Origin of the sequence: Pseudomonas trivialis (assembly GCF_036864995.1) — a bacterium.
GTDB classification, from domain to species: Bacteria; Pseudomonadota; Gammaproteobacteria; order Pseudomonadales; family Pseudomonadaceae; genus Aquipseudomonas; species Aquipseudomonas trivialis.
In genome coordinates this window covers 2,998,831-3,020,461 of sequence record NZ_CP142151.1, presented here as the reverse complement: position 1 = coordinate 3,020,461, position 21,631 = coordinate 2,998,831, and the positions used below count along the sequence as shown (strand labels likewise).

Below are 21,631 nucleotides of genomic sequence, written 5' to 3'. Positions count from 1 at the left end.
CTCAGTTAAACGCAGATCCCTTGTGGGAGCTGGCTTGCCTGCGAAGACGGTAGTCCAGCAAGCATTGATGTTGATTGACCCACCGTCTTCGCGGGCAAGTCGAACCGCCGCTCCCACATTTGATCTGCATCGCTTTGAGCATTGCGTCGGCTTAACTGAACAGCCACTGACAGTGACTCAGGAAGCTTTTTTACCGGATTTTTTCACCGGCGGTTTTTTTGCCTCAGGCTTGCCCGCCAGGCTGCGTTTGAGCAGCTCGGTCAGGTCGATTACATCGGCGGATTTGCGCTCCTCAACGCCCTCGGCGCTCTCCACATCTTCGATCTTGCCGGCCTTGGCCTTCTTCTCCACCAGCGCCATGATCTTCTCCTGAAAGCTGTCGCGGTATTGCTCCGGCTTCCAGTCCGCGCTCATGTCTTCCACCAGGCGCTTGGCCATGTCCAGTTCGCCCTTGGCCAGGGTGGGCTTGATCACGTCGCTGCCCAGTTCCAGCTCATCGAGGCTGCGCACCTCGGCAGGCCAGCGCAGCATCACCAGCACCAGCGCAGAATCGAGCGCCATCAGCGCCGCCAGGTGCTGCTTGGTGTGCAGCACCACATTGGCCAGGGCCACCTTGCCGGTTTTCTTCAGGGTTTCACGCAGCAGTGCGTAGACCTTGCCGCCGCGTTTGTCGGGCGCGAGGAAGTAGGGGGTGTCGATATTCTGCAGAGGGATCTGGTCGCTGGCGACAAACGCGATGATCTCGATGGTCTGGGTGGATTTGGGGTGGGCCGAGCGGATTTCCTCTTCGCTCAATACCACATAGCGGCCCTTCTCGTAGGCCACACCCTTGACGATATTCTCCTTGGTGACTTCCTTGCCGGTGGTCTTGTTGATGCGCTTGTAGCCCACCGGATCCATGCTGCGCTTGTCCAGCCAGTCGAAGTCGACGCCTTGGGAGGAGGTCGCCGAGACCAGCGACACCGGGATGTGGACCAGGCCGAAACTGATGGCGCCTTTCCAGATTGACCTTGGCATGGGTGCGGCTCCTTGTGAGTTGACGGTCTTCTGGTGACTCGCTGGGTCCGGCAAAAGTTTCGCCACGCAGATGTGCGGACAGATCGTGTTACACCTGATGAGGAAGTATTTAGTGTCGAAATACGAACCCGGGGCGTAGCGTGTTATCGAAAGCAGGTACCACTCGCTCAGAGAGGCTTTGTCATGAACACTTGTGTGCGTCACCTTGCAGCGCTCGCGTTGGGCCTTACGTGTGTTTCCATGGCCCAGGCGCAGAACCTGCCCGGCAACAGCAACGTCAATCAGGGCCCGATCCACCGGGCCAACCCCAACAGCATGCAGGGCACCCAGCCCAACGCGCCGGCCATCCGTGGCAATCAGACCGGCCCCACCACGCCTGCGCCGACCCTGGAAAACCGTGGCATCGGCAACCGCTACCCCCAGCGCGAGGCCGCGCCCAGCCGGCCTTCGACCGAAACCAAAGCCCCCACCTATGACGCCAACGGCAATCGTCGCTAAGGAACCGTGTCTTATGTCTTTACGCAAAACGCTGCTCGCTGCGCTGTGCGCAACCACCTTTCTCCCCGTCGCGGCGGTACACGCCGCCGATCAGCAACAGTTTCCCAGCGAACAGGGCAGTGTCACCGTCACGCCCGTCGCCAAGGGTCTCGATCACCCGTGGGCAGTGGCCTTCTTGCCGGACAAGCAAGGTTTCCTGGTGACCGAGCGTCCCGGCCATCTGCGGTTTGTCAGCCCCGAGGGCAAGCTTTCGGCGCCGCTGAGCGGAGTGCCCGAGGTCTGGGCCAAGGGGCAGGGCGGTTTGCTCGATGTGGTGCTCTCGCCGGACTTCAAGCAGGACCGCATGGTGTACCTGTCTTATGCCGAAGGCGGCGGCAAGGGTGGCACGGCCGGCACTGCGGTAGGACGCGGGCGCCTGGCGGACGACTTGAGCGGGTTGAAAGACTTCAAGGTGATCCTGCGTCAGGAGCCCAAGCTGTCCACCGGCAACCACTTCGGCTCGCGGCTGGCATTTGACCGTGACGGTTATCTGTTCGTGACCCTTGGCGAGAACAACGACCGGCCCACCGCCCAGGACCTCGACAAGTTGCAGGGCAAGGTGGTGCGCATCTTCCCCGACGGACGTGTACCCGACGATAACCCGTTCGTGGGCCAGCCGGGCGTGCGTCCCGAGATCTGGTCCTATGGCCAGCGCAACCCGCAGGGGCTGGCACTGAATCCCTGGAGCGGCACGATCTGGGAAAACGAACACGGTCCGCGTGGTGGCGATGAAATCAACATCATCGAACGCGGCAAGAACTACGGTTGGCCGCTGGCCACCCACGGTATCGATTATTCGCTGACGCCGATCCCCGAGGCCAAGGGCAAGACAGTGGAGGGCACGGTGGCGCCGCACCATGTCTGGGAAAAATCCCCGGGTATCAGCGGCATGGCCTTCTACGACGCCGACCGTTTCAAGCCTTGGCAGCACAACGTGTTCATTGGCGCGCTGGCCACCCAGGAGCTGATCCGCCTGCAGTTCGACGGCGACAAGGTGGTGCATGAAGAGCGCCTGCTCGGGGAATTGAAAGCGCGCATCCGCGATGTGCGCCAGGGGCCTGATGGCTACCTGTATGTGCTCACCGATGAAGCCAAAGGCGTGTTGTATCGCGTCGGTTTGAACGAGGACTGACGGATTCGATGATATCCAGCTGTGGAAGGGTGCAGGCCCCCTTCCACAATTTACAGAACGCTACAGGCCCAGCGCGGACAACCCCGGATGATCATCCGGGCGCCGGCCCAGCGGCCAATGGAACTTGCGTTCGCTTTCCTTGATCGGCAGGTCGTTGATGCAGGCAAACCGATGGGCCATCAGGCCGTTTTCATCGAACTCCCAGTTCTCATTCCCGTAGGAGCGGAACCAGTTGCCCGAATCGTCGTGCCACTCGTAGGCATAACGCACGGCGATGCGGTTACCGGTGAACGCCCACAGTTCCTTGATCAGCCGATAGTCGAGTTCCTTTGCCCATTTGCGCGCGAGGAACTGCCTGGCGTCTTCACGGTTGCAGGCGAATTCGGTGCGGTTGCGCCACTGTGTGTCCAGGGTGTAGGCCAGGGACACCCGCTGCGGGTCCCGGGAGTTCCAGCCGTCTTCGGCCAGACGGACTTTTTCGATGGCCGACTCGCGGGTAAATGGCGGCAGCGGCGGGCGGGCTTCAGGCGTTGATGACATCGGCGACTCCTCGGGATCGAACGTCGCCCTTAGCGGCGGCGACAGATTAACGGGTGTTTGACGGCGACGATGATAGCGCGCCTTTCGAGACCTCGGCAGCCTCATGGTGTAAGCTCGGGGCCTCTTCGGATTCGACCCATTGCGAGCCTTATGCCGTCGTTCTTCAAACGCTCCCTGTTGCCCAAACTGCGCGGTTTTCCACTGTCCACCGAGGCGATCGAGGTGCTGTCCGGCGCCGCGGCCTTTCGGCACTGCCTGCTGGAAAAAATCCCCCAGGCCACCCGACGCATCTACATCGTCGCGCTGTACTTGCAGCAGGACGAGGCCGGGCAGGAGATCTACGACGCGCTGCACGCCGCCAAGGCTGCGCGGCCCGAGCTTGAGATCGTGGTGGTGGTCGACTCGCTGCGTGCCCAGCGCGGCCTGATCGGTGCCGGCAAGCAACCGGGCAACAGCGCCTGGTACCAGGCGATGACCCAGTCCCATGCCAGTGAAGTGCCGGTGTACGGCGTGCCGGTGCAGACCCGCGAGCTGTTCGGCGTGCTGCACCTCAAGGGCTTCGTGATCGACGACAGCGTGCTCTACAGCGGCGCCAGCCTGAATAACGTGTACCTGCACAAGTTCGACAAGTACCGCTTCGACCGTTATCACCTGATCCACAGCCAGCCGCTGGCCGATTCCATGCAGCACCTGGTGGAGCACGGCCTGGTTGCCTCCAGGGCCGTGCATCGCCTGGACCTGCCGAACCCGCCGACCACCCGCAGCCTGCGCAATGACATCGGCGACCTGCGCAGCCGCCTCAAGCACGCCGCGTATGACACCACGGCCGGGCAGTTGCCCAACGGTCACCTGTCGGTCTGCCCGCTATTGGGGGTGGGCAAGAACAATCCCCTGAGCCGGGTGATCCTTGAGTTGATCGCCAGCGCCCAGCAGCAACTGACCATCTGCACGCCGTACTTCAACCTGCCGCTGCCGGTGACCCGCGAAATCAACCGGGCCCTGGCGCGTGGGGTGAAGATCGACATCATTGTCGGCGACAAGACCGCCAACGACTTCTACATCCCGCCCAGCGAGCCGTTCAAAGTGATTGCGGCGCTGCCGTACCTGTATGAGATCAGCCTGCGCCGCTTCGCCAAGCGCCATCAGCCGATGATCGACAGCGGGCAGTTGAACCTGCACCTGTGGCACGACGGCGACAACAGCTACCACCTCAAGGGCATGTGGGTGGACGAGCGCTACACCTTGCTCACCGGCAACAACCTAAACCCACGGGCATTTCGCCTCGATTTGGAAAACGCCCTGCTGATCGACGACCCGCAAGGCCAATGGCTGGCGCCGCGCGCGCAGGAGCTGGCGCAGATTTTCCGGCACACCACGCGTATCGACGGTTACCAGCACCTGCAGACGCTGGTGGATTACCCGGCGGCCGTCGGCAAGTTCCTGCGCCGGGTCAGCCGGGTGCGCATCGAGCGGTTGCTTTACCGCATCCTGTAAAGCCATCGGCAAAAAAAGACCCAGGTCCTTCACAGGACCTGGGTCTTTTTGTATCGCAAGGTTTAGTTCAAACCCAACTTGCCACGCAGGGTCGACAGGTCTTCGGCCAACGTATTGACCGGACCTACCAGGGCCTTGCGGTCGTTTTCCTTGACCTTGTCGTAGGTCTGGAAACCACCGTCCGGGGTTTTGTATTTGGCGAGGATCTTGTCCACCGTTGCGAAGTTCTTGTCGACCTTGGCCAGGAACGCCTTGTCCTGCTTCTCAATCTGGCCGCGGAACAGGTCGACGATTTTTTTCGCGCCGTCGATGTTGCCCTGGAAGTCGTAGAGGTCGGTATGGCTGTAACGGTCTTCCTCACCGGAGATCTTGGTCGCGGCGACTTCTTCCAGCAGCGCGGCGGCGCCGCCGACGACTTTTTCCGGCGGGAAGGTCAGGCCGTCGACACGGGTTTTCAGGTCATTGACATCGGTGTTGAGCTTGGCGGTCAGCGCTTCCAGGCCCTGCGTGCTGTTCTGCGAGAACAGGGCGTATTCGATGCGGTGAAAGCCGGTGAAGTCTTCGGCGGTCACGCCTTTTTCATGGTCGTCCACACGTGAGTCGATGGACGCGTCCAGGTCGCTGAACAGTTCGGCAATCGGCTCGATGGACTCGTAGTGCACACGGGTCGGTGCGTAGAGCTTTTTCGCCGTGGCCAGGTCGCCCTTGTTGATCGCAGCGGTGAACGCCTGGGTCTGGGTGACCAGCTCGGCGATTTCTTCGGTGACGTAGATCTTGTAGTCCGACACAGGGCCGACCAGGTCCAGCGGCGCGGTGGCGGCAAATACGCTCAGCGGCGAGAGTGTCATTAGCAACGACAACGCAATAATCGACTTCTTCATGGGACGCTCCGGTTTTTTAGGTATTGGCAGTGGTTTGAGGGGGCGTGGCCGCCAGCAGCGTGCGCCCGATAAAGTCCCTGGGCCCGATAACGCCCGGCAAGGTGAAGAAATACCCGCCGCCCACCGGCTTGAGGTACTCCTCCAGAGGCTCGCCATTGAGCCGGGTCTGCACGCTGATAAAGCCTTTCTCCAGGTCAGCCTGGTAGCAGATGAACAGCAACCCCATGTCCAGCTGACCGTTCTTGTTGACACCGTTGGAGTAGTTGAACGGCCGGCGCAGGATCAGGTTGGCCTGGGTCTGCGGCGTGCGCGGATTGGCCAGGCGGATGTGCGCATCGAGCTTGGTCAGCTTGCCTTCCGGGTCCTTGCTGTAGTCCGGCACCTGGGATTCGCTGTGGCCCCCCATGGGTGCACCGGTGGGTTTGACGCGGCCGATGATGCTTTCCTGTTCCTGCAACGGCGTGCGATCCCAGCGTTCGACGAAGTTGCGGATGATGCGCACCGCCTGGTAGCTGCCATGGGCGGCCCAGGCCGGTTCATCGCTGCCGGGCTGGACCCAGACGATCTGGTCCATGGCCTTGGCATTGTTGGAATCGGGGTTGGCCGAGCCATCGCGAAAACCGAGGAAGTTGCGCGCGCTCTGCGCCGGCTCGCCGGGTTTGGTCGGCGCCTGGGGCGGCACGCTGCCTTCCTGTTTCCAGCGCACCAGCAGCAGGTCCGGCAGGTTTTTCACAATGTCGCGCAGGGCGTGGATATTGGTGTCGGTCGTGTTGGAGCAGAACTGCAGGCTCAGGTCGCCGTGGCACTGCGCCGGCTCCAGCGCATCGTTGGGGAAACCGACCATGCGGCTCAACCGCTTGGGCTTGACCGCTGCGAGGCCGAAGCGCTCATCGAACAACGACTCGCCGACCGACACGGTGACAGTCAGGTTGTCCGGCGTGACCACCGGGCCGAGGATGCCGGAATCGGTGGGCGGCAGCTTCGGGTCGACCTGGGGCACGGTGCCGCCGGTCATCAGAAAACGGATGCGTTCGTCGAGGGTACGAAACAGCCGCTCCAGGTCTTCGCGGTCGCTGGCCAATACATCGAATGCCACCAGCATGCCGCAGGTCGGGCGCGGGGTGACGATGCCGCTCTGGTGCGTGCCGAAAAAATCGTGGTGGTCCTGGGTCTTGTCACTGCGCGGTGCGGTGGTGACCTGTTCACCCGCGGCGGCCATCGCCGGGCAGCTCAGGCTGCTGCCAGCAATTGCAGCGCCGGTGGCGGCCATGCCCAGCAGGACACGGCGGCGTTGTGCGGAAAACTGCTCTGAATCACTCATGTATGCGTTCGTCTCACTGCAGGCCGGAAAGGCCAAGGGCGGGGTCGATTCCATCGAGTGCGGCGGCCAGTGCCTTGGCCTTGTCGGCGATCTGCTTGCGCTGATCAACGGTGATGCTGTCGTACGGGGCGTAGCCTTTTTCGACCTTGAAACCTTGCAGCTCGGTATCGAAGGCGGCGAGGGCGCTATCGATTTTTGGCAGCAGGTTGTCGGCGGACTTGGTCAGCAACGGCCGCATCAGGTCGACCACTTTGTGCGCGACCTCCAGGTTGGCGGCAAAGCCGTAGAGGTCGATATGGCTGTAGCGTTCCTCTTCACCGCCGGCTGCGCGGACATCCGCCAGACTGTTGAGGTTGCGCACCACAATGCTCACCAGTTGCTCAGGTGGCAGAGACTGGGCCAGCAACTGCTGCTTGAGGGTGGTGACGTCGGTGACCAGACGCTGGGCCACTGGGGCCAGGCCATCGAGGCTGCGTTGCTGGAAGAGCCCGTATTCCAGGCGGTGGAAGCCGCTGAAGGCCGGGTCCTGTTCGCGCTTTTCAAAATAGTCGGCGCGGGCGTTGATCGCGTTGTCCAGTTCAGCCAGGCGTTGTGACGCCGGCGCCAGTCGCTGGTAGGCCTCACGGGCCGGCACATACAGCGCCTGGGCCTGGGCCAGGTCGCCGGCATCTATGGCTTGTTGCAGCGCCGTTGTCGTCTTGACCAGCGCGCTGCCCTGGCCGCTCAGGTACACGCGGAACTCCGATAATGGGCCGATAAAGGCCACCATCGACGGTTTGGCCTTGGCCTGGGCGTCGGATTCGGCGGTCGGCGTGACATGCAAGGTTCCGCGCGGGTTGCTCAGCAGCCCGCAGGTGATCGCGTAGTCGCCGGGCAGCAGGTTGGCGTTGATCACCTGGCTCAGGCCCGGCGCAATATTCTCGCGTTCCTCGACCACCAACACGCCGTCGAGGATTTCCCATTCAACGGCGCGATCCGAACGGTTGACGATGCGAAAACTCGCGCGGCCGGCCGGCACGTTGAGCGCATTGGGTTCGCAGGCATGGCCGTGGATGGTCACGGTGATTTCATTGTGGTTGGCCTGGCGTTTACTCGCGGCCAATTGCGAGGCGTAGTAGAACAAACCACCGGCGGCGATCATCACGACCACCGAGCCCGCCACGGCCCAGCGCAGGGCGCGGGACGGCGGGGAGGGTTGAGGCGTTGGGCTGGACAAGAGACGGTCCTTACTGACTGGAAGCTGAAGAAGGTTGTGCGACAGGCGCAGCGGGCGATGCGGGCAGGAAAAACATCACCAGTGCGACCACCAGGTAAATCAGATAGGCGCCGAGGGTGCTCACGGTCGGCGCTTCCTGGTAGCCGAACATGCCGGCCAGTACCGAGCCCAGCGGGCTGTCCATTGGCAGCGCGCTGCTGAAATCGAACAGCACGGTTTGCAGGTGGTTCCACACACCGGCTTCATGCAGGGCCTGCACCGAGTTGGCGAGGATGCCGGCGGCCACCACCAGGATGAACAGGCCGGTCCAGCGGAAGAACGCGCCTAGGTTCAGGCGCATGCTGCCGCTGTAGATCAGGAAACCGACGATGATCGCCAGGATCAGGCCGAGCAGCGCACCGATCGGCGCGCCAGGGCCTTCGCTCTGCTGGAACACCGCCAGCAGGAAAAACACGGTTTCCAGGCCTTCGCGGGCCACGGCGAAAAACACCATCAGGATCAAGGCCGTGACCTGGTGCCGGGAACCGGTCAGGGCGTGATCGAGGGAGGCGTGCAGCGAGTGCTTGATCGAGCGGGCCACCTTGCGCATCCAGAACACCATCGAGCTGAGGATGCCCACGGCTACCAGTCCGACGATACCTTCGAACAATTCCTGCTGCTTTTGCGGAAATTCGGCGCTGACCAATTCCAGGCCACCCCCCACCAGCAAAGCCAGCGCAGCAGCGAGGAACACCCCGATCCACACCGCTGGCATCCACTGGCCACGGCCGGTTTGCTGCAGGTAACTGGCGATGATGCCAACGATCAATGCGGCCTCAATGCCTTCGCGCAGCATGATGAGAAAGGGGACAAGCATTCGGCACCACAGGGTAATTAGATAGGGTGCTAAGTTGTAACATAATGATACTCATTGCTAAACAGGAAAAGTTGACGTTTGCTGAACCCTGGCTGAACGGTGGTGGCAAAGCGCAAGCGCCCTTATGATGCTCGCCATCTTCAGTGTGATCGGATTGCCCCGCAGCCCATGTCGGAAAAAGACACCATCTCTGTCCACCTTGTGCGCGAGGCCTTGTTGCAGAGCTGCGCGCCGGGCGCCGCTACGCTTGAGGCCCTGAGCAAAGTCGGCATCGACCCGGCGCTGCTGGAGCAGCCGCTCGCCCGCGTTCCCGCCACAGCCTATGCGCGCCTGTGGCGTTTGCTCGCACGGCGCAGCGACGATGAGTTCTTCGGCATGGACCCACGCAAGCTCAAGTCCGGCAGCCTGGCGTTTCTCTGCCGCGCGAGCATGGCACAGCCCAGCCTCGCCGCCGGGTTGGAGACGGGCCTTGGGTTTCTGTCATTGATGTTTGAACGCTTGCCGGCGCAGCTGGTGCGCCAGCAGAGCCTGGCGCAAATCGTGCTGCTCGAACCTGAACCCGAGCCCAGGCGGGCGTTTACCTATTTCACCTACTGGATGATCGTGCATGGCGTGGCCTGTTGGCTGGCCGGGCGGCGTATCCCGATTCTGGCCATCGAACTGCGCTGCCCAGCGCCGGATTTCTGCGATGACTACCGGGTGATGTTCTCCGACAACCTGCGCTTTGACCGTCCGCGAACGCGCATGATCTTTTCCGCCGACTGTCTCGACCTGCCGATCAAGCGCAGCCCGCAGGAGCTGCAGCGGTTTCTGGCGCATGCGCCGGCCAATATCCTGGTCAAATACCGCGACCCGCAAAGCCTGGCCACGCGCATCAAGCACGACCTGCGCCAGATGCCCCCCGAGACCTGGCCGGAAACCGACGGCCTCGCGGCGTCGCTGTGCGTCTCCGCCTCCACCCTGCGACGCCGTCTGGCTGAAGAAGGGCAGACCTACCAGGGTCTCAAGGACAACGTGCGTAAGGAGTTGGCCATCGTATGGCTGGCCGAACCGCAGATCAGCTTTGCCGAGATTGCAGCTCGGTTGGGATTTGCCGACACCAGTTCGTTTTATAAAGCCTTTCGCAAATGGTCGGGATCAAATCCGGGCCACTATCGCAGTTTGATCCTGAACGAAATAATGCCTGGCAAGTAGTGCCAGTGTAGGACCAGAACGTCGCTGACAGCGTCATTCTTTTAGGAGTTTGCCACGTAGCTCCTTTCCCTAGACCCAAAAAAACCCCGTGACCGAATGGGCCACGGGGCTAAAATTGGCTGGATGCGACCAACCAAAGGAGCTCTTCACATTACTTCGCGTTCGCGATGACCGTATCCGGTTGCCAGCCGCCGCCCAGCGCCTTGTAGATCGCTACAATCCCGCGATACAGATCCACTTCGGCCTGAGCCTGCGCGTCTTCGGCGGCCAGACGTTCCCGTTGGGCATCAAGCAATACCAAAAAGTCCACGGTGCCTTCGCGATAACGAATCGCCGCGAGATCGGCAGCGGCCCGGCTGGACTCACTCTGACGGATCAACGACAGCAATCGTTGTTGGCGTTTGCCGTAATCACTGAAAGCATTTTCCGATTCTTCCAGCGCCAGCAGCACCTGTTGCTCATAGGTCGCCAGTGCGCCATCGGCCTCGGCGTCCGCGCCGCGCAAGCGCGCACGCACGCTGCCCAGGTCGAACGCCGCCCAGGTAATGCTTGGGCCAAGCGCCCAGGCATTGGCGGCCGACGAGCCGATTTGCGAACCGCGCCCGGCGGTGAAGCCGAGGAAGCCGCTGAGGCTGACCCGTGGGAACAGGTCGGCCTTGGTCACGCCGATGCGGGCGGTGGCGGCGGCCAGCTTGCGTTCGGCGCTGAGGATGTCCGGACGCCGTTGCAGCAGTTGCCCCGGGTCGCCAATCGGCAGCGCCTTGGCAATCGCCGGCAGGTCTTTGGGGCTCAGGTCGACGCTGAGCTTGTCCGGGCGCTGGCCGAGCAGGGTGGCGATGCGGTTGCGCTCGCGCACCTGTTCGGCCTGCAGCTGCGGCACGCTGGCTTCCACCGAGGCCAGGCGTGCGTCGGCGCGCTCCACATCGAGCTGGTCGCCCACACCGGCATCACGCAGGCTCACCGTGATGCTGCGCGAGTCCTGCTGGTTCTTCAGGTTGTCCAGGGCAATGCGTTCGCGCAGTTGCGCACCGCGCAACTGGCCGTAGGCGTCCACCAGTTCGGCAATCATGCTCACTTGCAACTGGTACAGGTCGGCCTCGGCTGCCTGCTGGTCGGCGTCGCTGGCTTCCAGATTGCGCTGGATGCGGCCGAACAGGTCCAGCTCCCAGGCCATGTCCAGCCCCAGGTCATAACGCTCGCTGTTGACGCGCCGAGTGGTCTGGCCAGGGATCTGCCCCTTGGCCAAATCACTGCTGGCGCGGCTGGTGATGGTCGGCATGGCGTCATTGCTGGCGTCATCCCGAATCGCCCGGGCCGCACGCAGGCGGGCAAACGCCACGCGCAGATCACGGTTGCCTTGCAGCGACTGAGTCACCAACTGATTGAGGGTCGGGTCTTCGAACTGCTGCCACCAGATGCCTTCGAACTTGGCGTGATCGTATTGCTTTGCGTCTGCAGCGGCGGTGATGTTGGCCGCCTCCGGGGTCTGGGTTTTGTAGTCCGGGCCGACGGCACAGGCGGCTAGCGCCAGTACCAGCAGGCTCGGCAGGAATATTTTCACGCTCATGGCTGTGTCTCCAGCTTCAAGGCCCTGGCCGCTTTGCGCGCCTGGCTGCGCTCCACATAGCGACGGATCAGTACGTAGAACACCGGCGTCAGCAACAGGCCGAAGAAGGTCACCCCGATCATCCCGGAGAACACCGCCACGCCCATGGCATGGCGCATCTCGGCACCGGCACCGCTGGACAGCACCAGTGGCACCACACCCATGATGAAGGCGAACGAGGTCATCAGGATCGGCCGCAGACGCAGGCGGCAGGCTTCGAGCACCGCAGCCAGCGGGTCAAGGCCCTCGGCCTGTTTGTCCTTGGCGAACTCGACGATCAGAATCGCGTTCTTGCACGCCAGGCCCACCAGTACGATCAGACCGATCTGGGTGAAGATGTTGTTGTCGCTGCCCGAGATGATCACCCCGGTGATCGCCGACAGCAGGGTCATCGGCACGATCAGGATCACCGCCAGCGGCAGGCTCCAGCTTTCGTACTGCGCGGCCAGCACCAGGAACGCCAGCAGCACGCAGAGCGGGAACACGAACAGCGCGGTGTTGCCCGAAAGGATTTGCTGATAGGTCAGGTCGGTCCACTCGTAGGTCATGCCGTTGGGCAGTTCATCCTTCAACAGTTTTTCAATCGCCGCCTGAGCCTGGCCGGAGCTGTAGCCCGGTGCGGCGTTGCCGTTGATCTCTGCGGTGATAAAGCCGTTGTAGTGCATCACGCGGTCGGGCCCCGAGGTGTCGCTGACCTTGATAAAGGTCGCCAGCGGGATCATCTCGCCTTTGTTGTTACGCACTTTCAGCTGGCCGATCTGGTCTTCGTCCTGGCGGAACTGTTGTTCAGCCTGCACGTTGACCTGGTAGGTGCGGCCAAAGCGGTTGAAGTCGTTGGCGTACAACGAGCCCAGGTAGATCTGCAGGGTGTCGAAGATGTCGCTGATCGCCACGCCGTGGGTCTTGGCCTTTTCACGGTCGATGGCGGCGTCGACCTGGGGCACGTTGACCGTGTAGCTGGTGAACAGACCAAACAGCTCCGGCACGCCACGGCTTTTGGTGATGATGTTCTGCACTTCCTTGTACAGCTCGTCGTAGCCCAGGTTGCCACGGTCTTCGACTTGCAGGCGGAAGCCCCCGATGGTGCCCAGGCCCTGCACCGGCGGTGGCGGGAAGATCGCCATATAGGCTTCCTGGATACCGCTGTACTGGCCGTTCAAGGCACCGGCAATCGCACCGGCGGACAGGCTCGCGTCCTTGCGCTCATCGAACGGCTTCAAGGTCACGAACACGATGCCGTTGTTCGGGCTGTTGGTAAAACCGTTGATCGACAGGCCCGGGAAGGCGATGGCACTTTCCACGCCCGGCTGCTTCAAGGCGATGTCGGACATGCGCTTGATCACCGCTTCAGTACGGTCCAGGCTGGCGGCGTCCGGCAATTGCGCGAAGGCCACCAGGTATTGCTTGTCCTGGGCCGGCACGAAACCGGTGGGGGTGTGGGCAAAGCCGAACCAGGTCAGCACCATCAACCCTGCGTACAGGAACAACGCGATACCGCTGCCGCGAATCACCCGGCGCACTGTGCCGACGTAACCGTGGCTGGCTTTCTCGAAGAAGCGGTTGAACGGACGGAACAGCCAGCCGCCGAACAGTTTGTCGAGCACCCTGGAGAAGCGGTCCTTCGGTGCGTCATGGCTGCGCAGCAACACGGCGGCCAGGGCAGGGGACAGGGTCAGCGAGTTGAACGCCGAGATCACCGTGGAAATCGCAATGGTCAGGGCGAACTGCTTGTAGAACTGCCCGGTCAGGCCGCTGATGAACGCCGCCGGAATGAACACTGCACACAGCACCAGCGCAGTGGCGATGATCGGGCCGGTCACTTCGCTCATGGCCTTTTCAGTGGCCGGGTAGGGGTCCAGCCCCAGTTCGATATTGCGCTCGACGTTCTCCACTACCACGATGGCATCGTCCACCACGATGCCAATGGCCAACACCAAGCCGAACAGCGACAGCGCATTGAGCGAAAAGCCGAACAGGTGCATCACCGCAAAGGTCCCGATCAACGACACCGGCACCGCCACCAGCGGAATGATCGACGCGCGCCAGGTCTGCAGGAACAGAATCACCACCAGCACAACCAGAATCAGCGCTTCGAACAGGGTGTGCACCACCGCTTCGATGGAGCCGCGCACGAACACCGTCGGGTCGTAGGCGATGCGGTAATCCATGCCTTCAGGGAAGCTCTTTTTCAGCTCCGCCATCTTGGCGCGTACTTCGTTGGAAATATCGATGGCGTTGGAGCCAGGGCGCTGGAAGATCGGGATCGCCACGGCCGGCTGGTTGTCGATCAGCGAGCGCAGGGCGTACTGGCTGGAGCCCAGTTCAACCCGTGCGACGTCCTTGAGACGGGTGATCTCGCCGTTGTCACCGGCACGGATCACGATGTTCTCGAACTCTTCCTCGGTAACCAGACGACCCTGGGTGTTCACCGACAGCTGGAAGCTGGTGTCATTGGGCGCAGGCTGCGCGCCCAGGGCGCCGGCTGCCACCTGGCGGTTTTGTTCGCGAATGGCGGTGACCACATCGGTGGCGGTCAGGTTGCGCGAGGCGGTCTTGTTCGGGTCCAGCCATACACGCAGGGAGTAGTCGCCCATGCCGAACAACTGCACGTCGCCGACGCCGCCGAGGCGGGCCAGTTCGTCCTTGATATTGAGGATCGCGTAGTTGGACAGGTAGAGCATGTCGTAGCGCTGATCGGGCGAGGTAACGTGCACAACCATGGTCAGGTCCGGGGAGGCCTTGTCCACGGTGATGCCGATGCGTGTCACTTCCTCGGGCAGTTTTGGCTGAGTGCGCGTCACGCGGTTTTGCACCTGCACCTGCGCGTTGTCCAGGTCGGTGCCCAGGGCGAAGGTGATGGTCAGGGTCAGCTTGCCGTCAGCGGTGGATTGCGAGGACATGTACAGCATGTTCTCGACGCCGGTGATTGCCTGCTCCAGCGGCGCGGCTACGGTTTCACCGATGACCTTGGGGTTGGCGCCGGGGAAGTTGGCGCGTACCACCACCGTGGGTGGCACCACTTCCGGGTATTCGCTGATCGGCAATTGAAACAGCGAGATTGCGCCCGCGATCAGGATCAACAGCGACAGCACCGCTGCGAAGATCGGCCGCGAAATGAAGAACTTGGAAAAATTCATCTTGAGTCGTATCCCTTAACCGCGTGGAGTCGCGACAGCGGCGAGCTTGGGCGCGGTTTTTTCCGGCGCCACCTGTTCAAGGTTGCTGGCTTCAAGCGCTTGTCGTTGTTGGGCGAGGGCGGCGAGGGTTTCCTGGCTGGCCATCGGGATGGTCTCAGGGGAAACCGGCGTACCCGGGCGCACGCGCTGCAGGCCTTTGACCACAATGGTGTCGTCCTTGCCCAGGCCGCTGCGCACGATGCGCAGGCCTTCGATCTTCGGTCCCAGTTCCACCGCGCGATAGGCCGGCTTGTCGCCTTCCATCACCAGCACGAACTTCTTGCCAAGGTCGGTACCCACGGCTTCGTCGTTGATCAGCACGGCGGAATAGGTGCCGCTGCCCACCAGCTTGAGGCGGGCATACAGGCCAGGGGTGTATTCGCCCTTGCTGTTATCGAACACGGCGCGCCCGCGAATGGTGCCGGTGGCCGGGTTGACCTGGTTGTCGACGAAGTTCATCTGGCCCAGGTGCGGGTTGCCGGCTTCATTGGACAGGCCCAGGTACACCGGGGTGGTCGCGCCACGACGACCCTGGCGCGCCAGCTCGGTGTACTTGAGGTACACGCGCTCGTCGGCGTCGAAGTAGGCATACACCTTGTCGGTGGAGACCACGCTGGTCAGCGCGGTGGTATCGGCCGTCACCAGGTTGCCGGCGGTGATCTCCGCGCGGCTGACCCGGCCGCTGATCGGCGAGGTCACGCGGGTAAAGCTCAGGTTCAGTTTGGCCAGGTCCAGCTGCGCCTGGATCCCGGCGACAGCTGCGCGGGCTTCCTGGGCGGCGGTGGTGCGCGAGTCGGCCAGTTCGGCGGAAATCGCATTGCTCTGACGCAGACGGTCACCGCGCTGGGCTTCGTTGTCGCTGCGGTTGGCGGCGGCCTTGGTCTGTTGCAACTGAGCTTCAAGCTGGCGCACTTGCGCCTGGAACGGACGTGGGTCGATCTGGAACAGCAGGTCGCCTTTCTTGACCAAAGCGCCTTCGGTAAAAGCGACTTGATCAATCTGGCCAGAGACCCGAGGACGAATCTGCACAGTTTCCGGGGCTTCGAGACGGCCGGTGAATTCGTCCCACTCGTTGACCGGTTGTTCCAGCACCTTGGCCACGCTGACTTTCGCCGGTGGCATGGCGGCGGCCTGGTCGGGGGTCTTGCCGCAGGCGCTCATCACCACCACGGCCAATATCGCCAGGGGGAAGCGCAAGTGTTTGAGTGACTGTTCCATGAGGTGCATCCGCCAATGTATTTGAGATGGGCGGATCATGCGCGGGGTGGAGATATGTCACGAATCGAATGAGGCAAAGGTGACTATCATTCGGAATGATATAAGCAGGAGGAGTGATGACGGCGTGGGCCTGGAAGCTGACCGAAAATGTCTGCCGAACACTGCGCAAAGTGTGGGAGGGGGCTTGCTCCCGATGGCGGAGTGTCATTCAGCTTATTTGTGGCTGAAACAACGCCATCGGGAGCAAGCCCCCTCCCACATTCGGATGTCCATGGATCAGGCCGAGCCTGGGCGAGGTGCAGCCATCACCCAAATACCGGATATACCCCCAACCCTCACCCCTGGCCAAACAAGTCATGAGCATCAAGCAGCCGATAAGCAATCTCCGGCCGTTTCTCCAGGCCCCGGCGAATCGCCGCCGGAATCGCCTGCCGTGTCTTGCGGCACATTCCCGGCAGTTCATCGATGACAATCTGAATTCCCCGCATGCTCCTGACCTCGGTATGCCCGGGCGCAACATGCACGCGAATCCCCAGCAGCTCATACATGCGCTGCTGCATGTGCTCCAGGTCCTGCAGACTCTTGAGATCTTCCAGCCGGGCAAGCAGCTTTTTTCTTCCTGACGCGTCAGGCCAAGCACCCGCAGGTCCGCACCCGGCGCCTGCAGCAGTTGTTCACGGTCGCAAATACAGGCGCCGGGTGGGCAGGGTTGGCGAATTGTCATGTGCATTCCCTCCCCATTGCGGCGCCACCGACTTAATAGGTCAGCGCAACGCCCAGGCTGCCCAGGGCTTTCCAGTAATCAGGATAGGTCTTGGCCACGCAGTCCGGGTCCTGGATGCGAATGCCCGCGACCTTCAGCCCCGCCAGCGCAAAGCACATGGCGATGCGGTGGTCGGCGTGGGTGTCGATCAGCGCATTGCAGGAAGTGCCGGCCAGCGCCGGGTCGGCGGCTACCAGCAAGTCGTCGCCCTCGATGGTCGCCAGGCCCCGGCGGATTTCGTTGAGGCCGTCGTGCAGCGCCTGCACACGGTCACATTCCTTCACGCGCAGGTTGGCCAGTTCAGTGAAGCGCACCGGGGTGTTGTTGAAGGCGGCCAATACCGCCAGGGTCGGGATCGCGTCCTGCATCTGCGAGCCCACCACGGTGGCCGGCATGTTCGGAAACTGCGCGATCACAGCCTGGGCCCTGGCGTCCGGCTGGGTGAAATCCTGCGCGGCCACGCCGATATCGATACGGCCGCCGGTCAACACTTCGGCCGCCCACAGGTAGGTGGCGGCGGACGCATCCGGCTCGATCAGGTAGTCATGGGCACGGTAGCCGGTCGCGGCGACGCGCCAGGTGGTGTCGTCGACTACCTCCACCTGCGCGCCGAATGCGCGCATGCAGTCCAGGGTCAGGTCCACATAGCCACGAGCGCCAATGTCCTTGCCGGTCAGTGCCACTTCAATCGGTGCTTCGCCGCACGCCGCCAGCATCAGCAGCGCCGAGACGTACTGGCTGGACAAGCCGCCGTCGATCTCGAAGCGCTTGGCCTGCACCTTGCCCACGCCGTGTACGGTCACCGGCGGGCAGCCGGTGGGGCTGTCGACCTGAATGCCGTTCTGCCCGAGGGCGGTCAGCAGCGGGCCGATCGGGCGTTTTTGCATGTAGGTGTCGCCGTCCAGCACGACGCTGCCTTGCACGGTGGCCACAGCGGCGGTGAGAAAGCGCATCGCCGTGCCGGCATTGCCGAGAAATAGCGGTTGCAGGGGCCGTTGCAACTTGCCGGAACCGGTGACCACAAAGGTGGTGTCATCCGGCTCATCGATGGTCACGCCCATCTCGCGCAAGGCCACCGACATATGCCGGGTGTCATCGCTTTTCAGCGCGCCGGTCAGGCGACTGGTGCCGGTGGCCAAGGCGGCCAGCAATAAGGCGCGGTTGGTGATGGATTTGGAGCCGGGGGGCGCGACCTTGCCGTTCAGGGGGAAACTGGGCGGGGCAACGGTCACGGTTTTTTGCGAACTCAAGGTGCAAGGCTCCTGATCAGGGCAAGGTGGCACGGAGTGGCCGACGGGCGGACCCGAATAATCGGCCAAAGCAGCGGTGCTTGTCGAGGCTTAGCGCAAGGCCAACCAATAATCGTGCAGGGCCCGCGCGGCCGGTTCGATCTCGCTGACGCGCTGCTGGTGCATCTGTACATCCAGGTCGGCCGGCAGCTCGAAGTTGTCCTGCTCGGCGCACTGGGCGATTTTTTCCAGGTGCGCGGCCTGCTCGGTCGGCAGGTCAGGCCAATTGGCGATGGCCGCGCCACGGATGTAGCCAAAGCACCACTCTTCGGCGAGGGTCAGGGTGTGGCCCTGATGCTCGGTGTCATCGAAACGGGCCTTGAACCCTCGGGCATCGTTAGCCAGTTGGGCGGCAAGGGTATTCATGTGGCGTACGCACAGTTCCAGGAAACCCTGGGCCTCGTCCGCGCTTTCCCAGGCCGGGTTGTGTCCGCCCCAGATCGCCGGGAACCACTCGCCGACATCCACCCGGGTCGGGCTCGATACCAGCGCGGTGAAGTAACCGTCGAGTTCTGCCAGGTTGAGTACCGAATGGTCGTCGCCGTATTTGAGCAGGGTTTCGTCGATGAAGTCGAAATCGGCCAGGGCGAGGGGGTGGCTGTGCATGGGCATGTCCTTTGAGCGCGGAGCGCCGCGAGCGGGCGGCTTAAAGCGCGAAGGATGGCGGGTACGCGGGGTTTTATCCAGCGTTTTCCCAGCGGCTCGGTGCCTATGGCGCCGATGAGTACGCGTCCGGCTTTTGGCCGATGCGCCCTTGCGCAGCCTTGTTATAGTCTGCCTCTTATCAATCGTCAGTCAGGGATCACTGCCATGTCCGAATACCAAGCCTTCGTCGTCGAACTCAGCGGCAACGTTGCCCATGTGCAGATCAACCGCCCGGAAAAGATCAACGCGATGAACGCGGCATTCTGGCGTGAAATCGTCGAGATCTTTCAATGGATCGAAGACACCGACGCCGTGCGCGCTGTAGTACTCAGCGGTGCCGGCAAGCATTTCTCGTCGGGTATCGACTTGATGCTGCTGGCCCAGGTGGCCAATGACCTGGGCAAGGACGTGGGGCGCAACGCACGCCTGCTGCGGCGCAAGATTCTCGAGCTGCAGGCCTCGTTCAACGCGGTCGACAATTGCCGCAAGCCAGTGCTGGCGGCGATCCAGGGTTATTGCATCGGCGGCGCCATTGACCTGATCAGCGCCTGCGACATGCGTTACGCCGCCGAGGATGCGCAGTTCTCAATCAAGGAAGTCGACATTGGCATGGCCGCCGATGTCGGCACCCTGCAACGCCTGCCGCGGATTGTCGGTGACGGCATGCTGCGCGAGCTGGCCTACACCGGCCGTCAGTTCGGCGCCGAAGAAGCGCGCAGCATTGGCCTGGTAAACCGTGTGTACCCCGATCACGCCAGCCTGTTGGCCGGGGTCCTGGAGATTGCCCGCGAGATTGCCGCCAAATCGCCGATTGCCGTGACCGGCACCAAGGCCATGCTCAGCTACATGCGTGACCACAGCGTCAATGACGGTCTGGAATACGTTGCCACCTGGAACGCGGCTATGTTGCAATCCAGCGATTTGCGCGTGGCCATCGCGGCCCATATGAGTAAACAGAAACCCGACTTTGTGGATTGACTGACATGACCCCAGGCTGGATTACCACAACGCTGCTGGACAACGAGACCCCCGGTGGCTGGGCCGTTGCGCGCAGCCGCGAGGGCTTTTTGCAGGACGCCAATGGCCCGCTGTTTCCGCGTGAATGGCTCAAGCGCCAGGACCTGTCGGTATTCGCCGAACACGGCATCGGCCACCTCGATGGCGAGCCGGTGTACCTGCTGGAGCTCAACAGCGCCGCCGCCGTGCCAGGCTGCAGTTGGCAGGGCTTGCGCGGCTTCATGCTGCAGGGCGATCACACGGTATACAAGGTGCTGGGTTATGCGGCGCAGATCGGCACCTGGGCGCGTGAGCACCGTTTCTGCGGCAGTTGCGGCCAGGCCATGGTCCAGGTGCCGCGCGAGCGCGCAATGTTCTGCCAGCCCTGCGACCTGCGTAGCTACCCGCGCATTTCGCCGAGCATGATTGTGCTGGTGACCCGTGGCGACGAGATTCTGCTGGCGCGTTCACCACGCTTTGTCACGGGGGTGTACAGCACGTTGGCAGGGTTTGCCGAACCGGGTGAGTCGGCCGAGGAGTGCCTGATTCGCGAAGTGCGTGAAGAAGTACGGTTGGAGGTGAAGAACATTCAGTACAGGGGCAGCCAATGCTGGCCGTTTCCCCACTCGATGATGCTGGGCTTTCACGCCGAATATGCCGGCGGCGAGATCGTGCCCCAAGCCGACGAGATAGAGGACGCGCAATGGTTCAATATCCATGCGTTGCCGCCGTTGCCGGCGTCGCGCTCGATTGCGCGCTATCTCATCGACCTGTACCTGGCCCGTCGTCTAGGCCACGCTGAACCAGTGCTGCCAGGCTAGTCGAACCGTCAGACCGAGCACCACGGTGATGAACACCGGGCGAATGAACCTGGCGCCGCCGCTGATTGCGCTGCGTGCGCCAAAGAACGCGCCGCACATCACCGACAGGCCCATGGCCAGGCCGACGATCCAGTCCACCGATCCGTTGATGATGAACACCGTCAGCGCTGCCGCGTTGCTGACGAAGTTCATGCTGCGCGCCACACCGCTGGCTTTGACCAGGTCTATGGGGTGCAGCAGCATCGTGCTGACGGTCCAGAACGCGCCAGTGCCGGGCCCGGCCACGCCGTCGTAGAAACCCAGGCCGAAACCCTGAGTGGCCTGCCATTTCTTCCTGATCGGTGCATCGGCATCCAGCGGCGCCTTGGGCGTTCCGCCGAACAGCAGGTACACGCCGCAGGCGAAAACAATCACCGGGAGCATCTTGTTCAGAGTTTCGGCGGGCAGGTAATGGGCGACCACGGCGCCGGTCAGCGCACCAATCAGGGTGCCGACGATGGCGTGCACCCACTGGCGCGGATGGAACAGCTTGCGCCGGTAGAAGGTGAAACTGGCAGTGGCCGAGCCGAAGGTCGAGCTGAGCTTATTGGTGCCCAGCACCAGATGCGGCGGCATGCCGGCCGTGAGCAGGGCAGGCGTGGTGAGCAAGCCGCCACCGCCGGCGATGGCGTCGATAAAACCGGCGACAAAGGCAACCACGGCGAGGATGGCCAGGGTGGTGAGGTCTACGCTGAGTTCGAAGGGCATGGGCAGTCGACTTGGGTTGGCGGCACAACGGGGTGGCTGTGACAAACGGCGCTATCTTACCTGACAGGCAGGCGTTCAATCGGCAAAACTGCAATATGTCCTACAACGGTAGTGCGGGGGTGTACTTTCCGATTTGTACTATTGATTACAAGCTAAAAAGACGATAACGGGAAGGGTCTGCC

Annotated in this window: 18 protein-coding genes and 1 pseudogene; 6 read left to right on the top strand and 13 right to left on the bottom strand. The window is 62.6% G+C overall.

The annotated features are described in order from the left end of the window. Positions 1 to 177: 177 nt before the first annotated feature. Positions 178 to 1,017, bottom strand: a complete 840-nt coding sequence (locus VRB54_RS12930) for a Ku protein (protein ID WP_338477509.1) — start codon at positions 1,015 to 1,017, stop codon at positions 178 to 180. Positions 1,018 to 1,200: 183 nt separating this feature from the next. On the opposite strand from VRB54_RS12930, the gene VRB54_RS12925 reads away from it, so the two are divergent. Both VRB54_RS12925 and VRB54_RS12920 read left to right on the top strand, forming a co-directional pair. Next, positions 1,201 to 1,515 carry a hypothetical protein gene (locus VRB54_RS12925; RefSeq protein ID WP_338477508.1) on the top strand — a complete coding sequence of 105 codons (315 nt, stop codon included), beginning with the start codon at positions 1,201 to 1,203 and terminating at the stop codon, positions 1,513 to 1,515. Between the two features lie 13 nt (positions 1,516 to 1,528). After that, the gene (locus VRB54_RS12920; RefSeq protein WP_338477507.1) at positions 1,529 to 2,686 is read left to right on the top strand and encodes a PQQ-dependent sugar dehydrogenase; all 1,158 of its coding nucleotides are present in this window, start codon (positions 1,529 to 1,531) and stop codon (positions 2,684 to 2,686) included. 60 nt (positions 2,687 to 2,746) lie between these two features. Here VRB54_RS12920 and VRB54_RS12915 read toward each other — a convergent pair whose 3' ends face one another. Further along, complete coding sequence (locus VRB54_RS12915; RefSeq protein ID WP_338477506.1) at positions 2,747 to 3,226, bottom strand: nuclear transport factor 2 family protein; 480 nt, start codon at positions 3,224 to 3,226, stop codon at positions 2,747 to 2,749. Positions 3,227 to 3,376: 150 nt separating this feature from the next. Here VRB54_RS12915 and pssA point away from each other — a divergent pair, with 150 nt between their 5' ends. After that, positions 3,377 to 4,720, top strand: coding sequence for a CDP-diacylglycerol--serine O-phosphatidyltransferase (pssA, locus tag VRB54_RS12910; RefSeq protein WP_338477505.1), 1,344 nt, complete (start codon positions 3,377 to 3,379; stop codon positions 4,718 to 4,720). A gap of 62 nt (positions 4,721 to 4,782) precedes the next feature. Here the strand turns inward: pssA and efeO (VRB54_RS12905) are convergent, their stop codons facing one another. The 4 genes from efeO (VRB54_RS12905) to efeU are packed head-to-tail and all read right to left on the bottom strand — an operon-like array spanning position 4,783 to position 8,994. Next, the gene (efeO, locus tag VRB54_RS12905; protein ID WP_338477504.1) at positions 4,783 to 5,601 is read right to left on the bottom strand and encodes an iron uptake system protein EfeO; all 819 of its coding nucleotides are present in this window, start codon (positions 5,599 to 5,601) and stop codon (positions 4,783 to 4,785) included. Positions 5,602 to 5,617: 16 nt separating this feature from the next. After that, a complete protein-coding gene (gene efeB / locus VRB54_RS12900; protein WP_338477503.1) occupies positions 5,618 to 6,922 on the bottom strand; it encodes an iron uptake transporter deferrochelatase/peroxidase subunit in 1,305 nt (434 codons plus the stop codon). 13 nt (positions 6,923 to 6,935) lie between these two features. Beyond that, positions 6,936 to 8,138, bottom strand: coding sequence for an iron uptake system protein EfeO (efeO, locus tag VRB54_RS12895; RefSeq protein ID WP_338477502.1), 1,203 nt, complete (start codon positions 8,136 to 8,138; stop codon positions 6,936 to 6,938). Positions 8,139 to 8,148: 10 nt separating this feature from the next. Then, positions 8,149 to 8,994 carry an iron uptake transporter permease EfeU gene (gene efeU / locus VRB54_RS12890; RefSeq protein ID WP_338477501.1) on the bottom strand — a complete coding sequence of 282 codons (846 nt, stop codon included), beginning with the start codon at positions 8,992 to 8,994 and terminating at the stop codon, positions 8,149 to 8,151. Positions 8,995 to 9,162: 168 nt separating this feature from the next. On the opposite strand from efeU, the gene VRB54_RS12885 reads away from it, so the two are divergent. Then, positions 9,163 to 10,188, top strand: a complete 1,026-nt coding sequence (locus tag VRB54_RS12885; protein WP_338477500.1) for an AraC family transcriptional regulator — start codon at positions 9,163 to 9,165, stop codon at positions 10,186 to 10,188. 151 nt (positions 10,189 to 10,339) lie between these two features. Here VRB54_RS12885 and VRB54_RS12880 read toward each other — a convergent pair whose 3' ends face one another. The 6 genes and pseudogenes from VRB54_RS12880 to VRB54_RS12855 all read right to left on the bottom strand — a co-directional run bounded on the left by VRB54_RS12880 (position 10,340) and on the right by VRB54_RS12855 (position 18,846). Beyond that, complete coding sequence (locus VRB54_RS12880) at positions 10,340 to 11,755, bottom strand: TolC family protein (RefSeq protein ID WP_338477499.1); 1,416 nt, start codon at positions 11,753 to 11,755, stop codon at positions 10,340 to 10,342. Beyond that, complete coding sequence (locus tag VRB54_RS12875) at positions 11,752 to 14,931, bottom strand: efflux RND transporter permease subunit (protein ID WP_338477498.1); 3,180 nt, start codon at positions 14,929 to 14,931, stop codon at positions 11,752 to 11,754. The genes VRB54_RS12880 and VRB54_RS12875 overlap by 4 nt, the downstream gene beginning before the upstream one ends. 15 nt (positions 14,932 to 14,946) lie before the next feature. After that, the gene (gene mexE, locus VRB54_RS12870) at positions 14,947 to 16,188 is read right to left on the bottom strand and encodes a multidrug efflux RND transporter periplasmic adaptor subunit MexE (RefSeq protein ID WP_209982446.1); all 1,242 of its coding nucleotides are present in this window, start codon (positions 16,186 to 16,188) and stop codon (positions 14,947 to 14,949) included. Between the two features lie 335 nt (positions 16,189 to 16,523). Then, positions 16,524 to 16,912 (bottom strand): annotated as a pseudogene (locus tag VRB54_RS12865) (hypothetical protein). A gap of 32 nt (positions 16,913 to 16,944) precedes the next feature. Then, on the bottom strand, positions 16,945 to 18,201 hold the full coding sequence (locus VRB54_RS12860; protein WP_338477497.1) for a 3-phosphoshikimate 1-carboxyvinyltransferase: 1,257 nt from the start codon (positions 18,199 to 18,201) through the stop codon (positions 16,945 to 16,947). 90 nt (positions 18,202 to 18,291) lie between these two features. After that, positions 18,292 to 18,846, bottom strand: coding sequence for a UPF0149 family protein (locus VRB54_RS12855; RefSeq protein WP_338477496.1), 555 nt, complete (start codon positions 18,844 to 18,846; stop codon positions 18,292 to 18,294). A 204-nt stretch (positions 18,847 to 19,050) separates the two neighbouring features. Between VRB54_RS12855 and VRB54_RS12850 the strand changes: the two genes are divergently transcribed. Beyond that, positions 19,051 to 19,863, top strand: coding sequence for a crotonase/enoyl-CoA hydratase family protein (locus tag VRB54_RS12850; protein WP_338477495.1), 813 nt, complete (start codon positions 19,051 to 19,053; stop codon positions 19,861 to 19,863). Positions 19,864 to 19,868: 5 nt separating this feature from the next. Continuing rightward, the gene (gene nudC / locus VRB54_RS12845; protein WP_338477494.1) at positions 19,869 to 20,702 is read left to right on the top strand and encodes an NAD(+) diphosphatase; all 834 of its coding nucleotides are present in this window, start codon (positions 19,869 to 19,871) and stop codon (positions 20,700 to 20,702) included. Here nudC and VRB54_RS12840 read toward each other — a convergent pair. After that, positions 20,670 to 21,449 carry a TSUP family transporter gene (locus tag VRB54_RS12840; protein ID WP_338477493.1) on the bottom strand — a complete coding sequence of 260 codons (780 nt, stop codon included), beginning with the start codon at positions 21,447 to 21,449 and terminating at the stop codon, positions 20,670 to 20,672. The genes nudC and VRB54_RS12840 overlap by 33 nt on opposite strands. Positions 21,450 to 21,631: the final 182 nt, after the last annotated feature.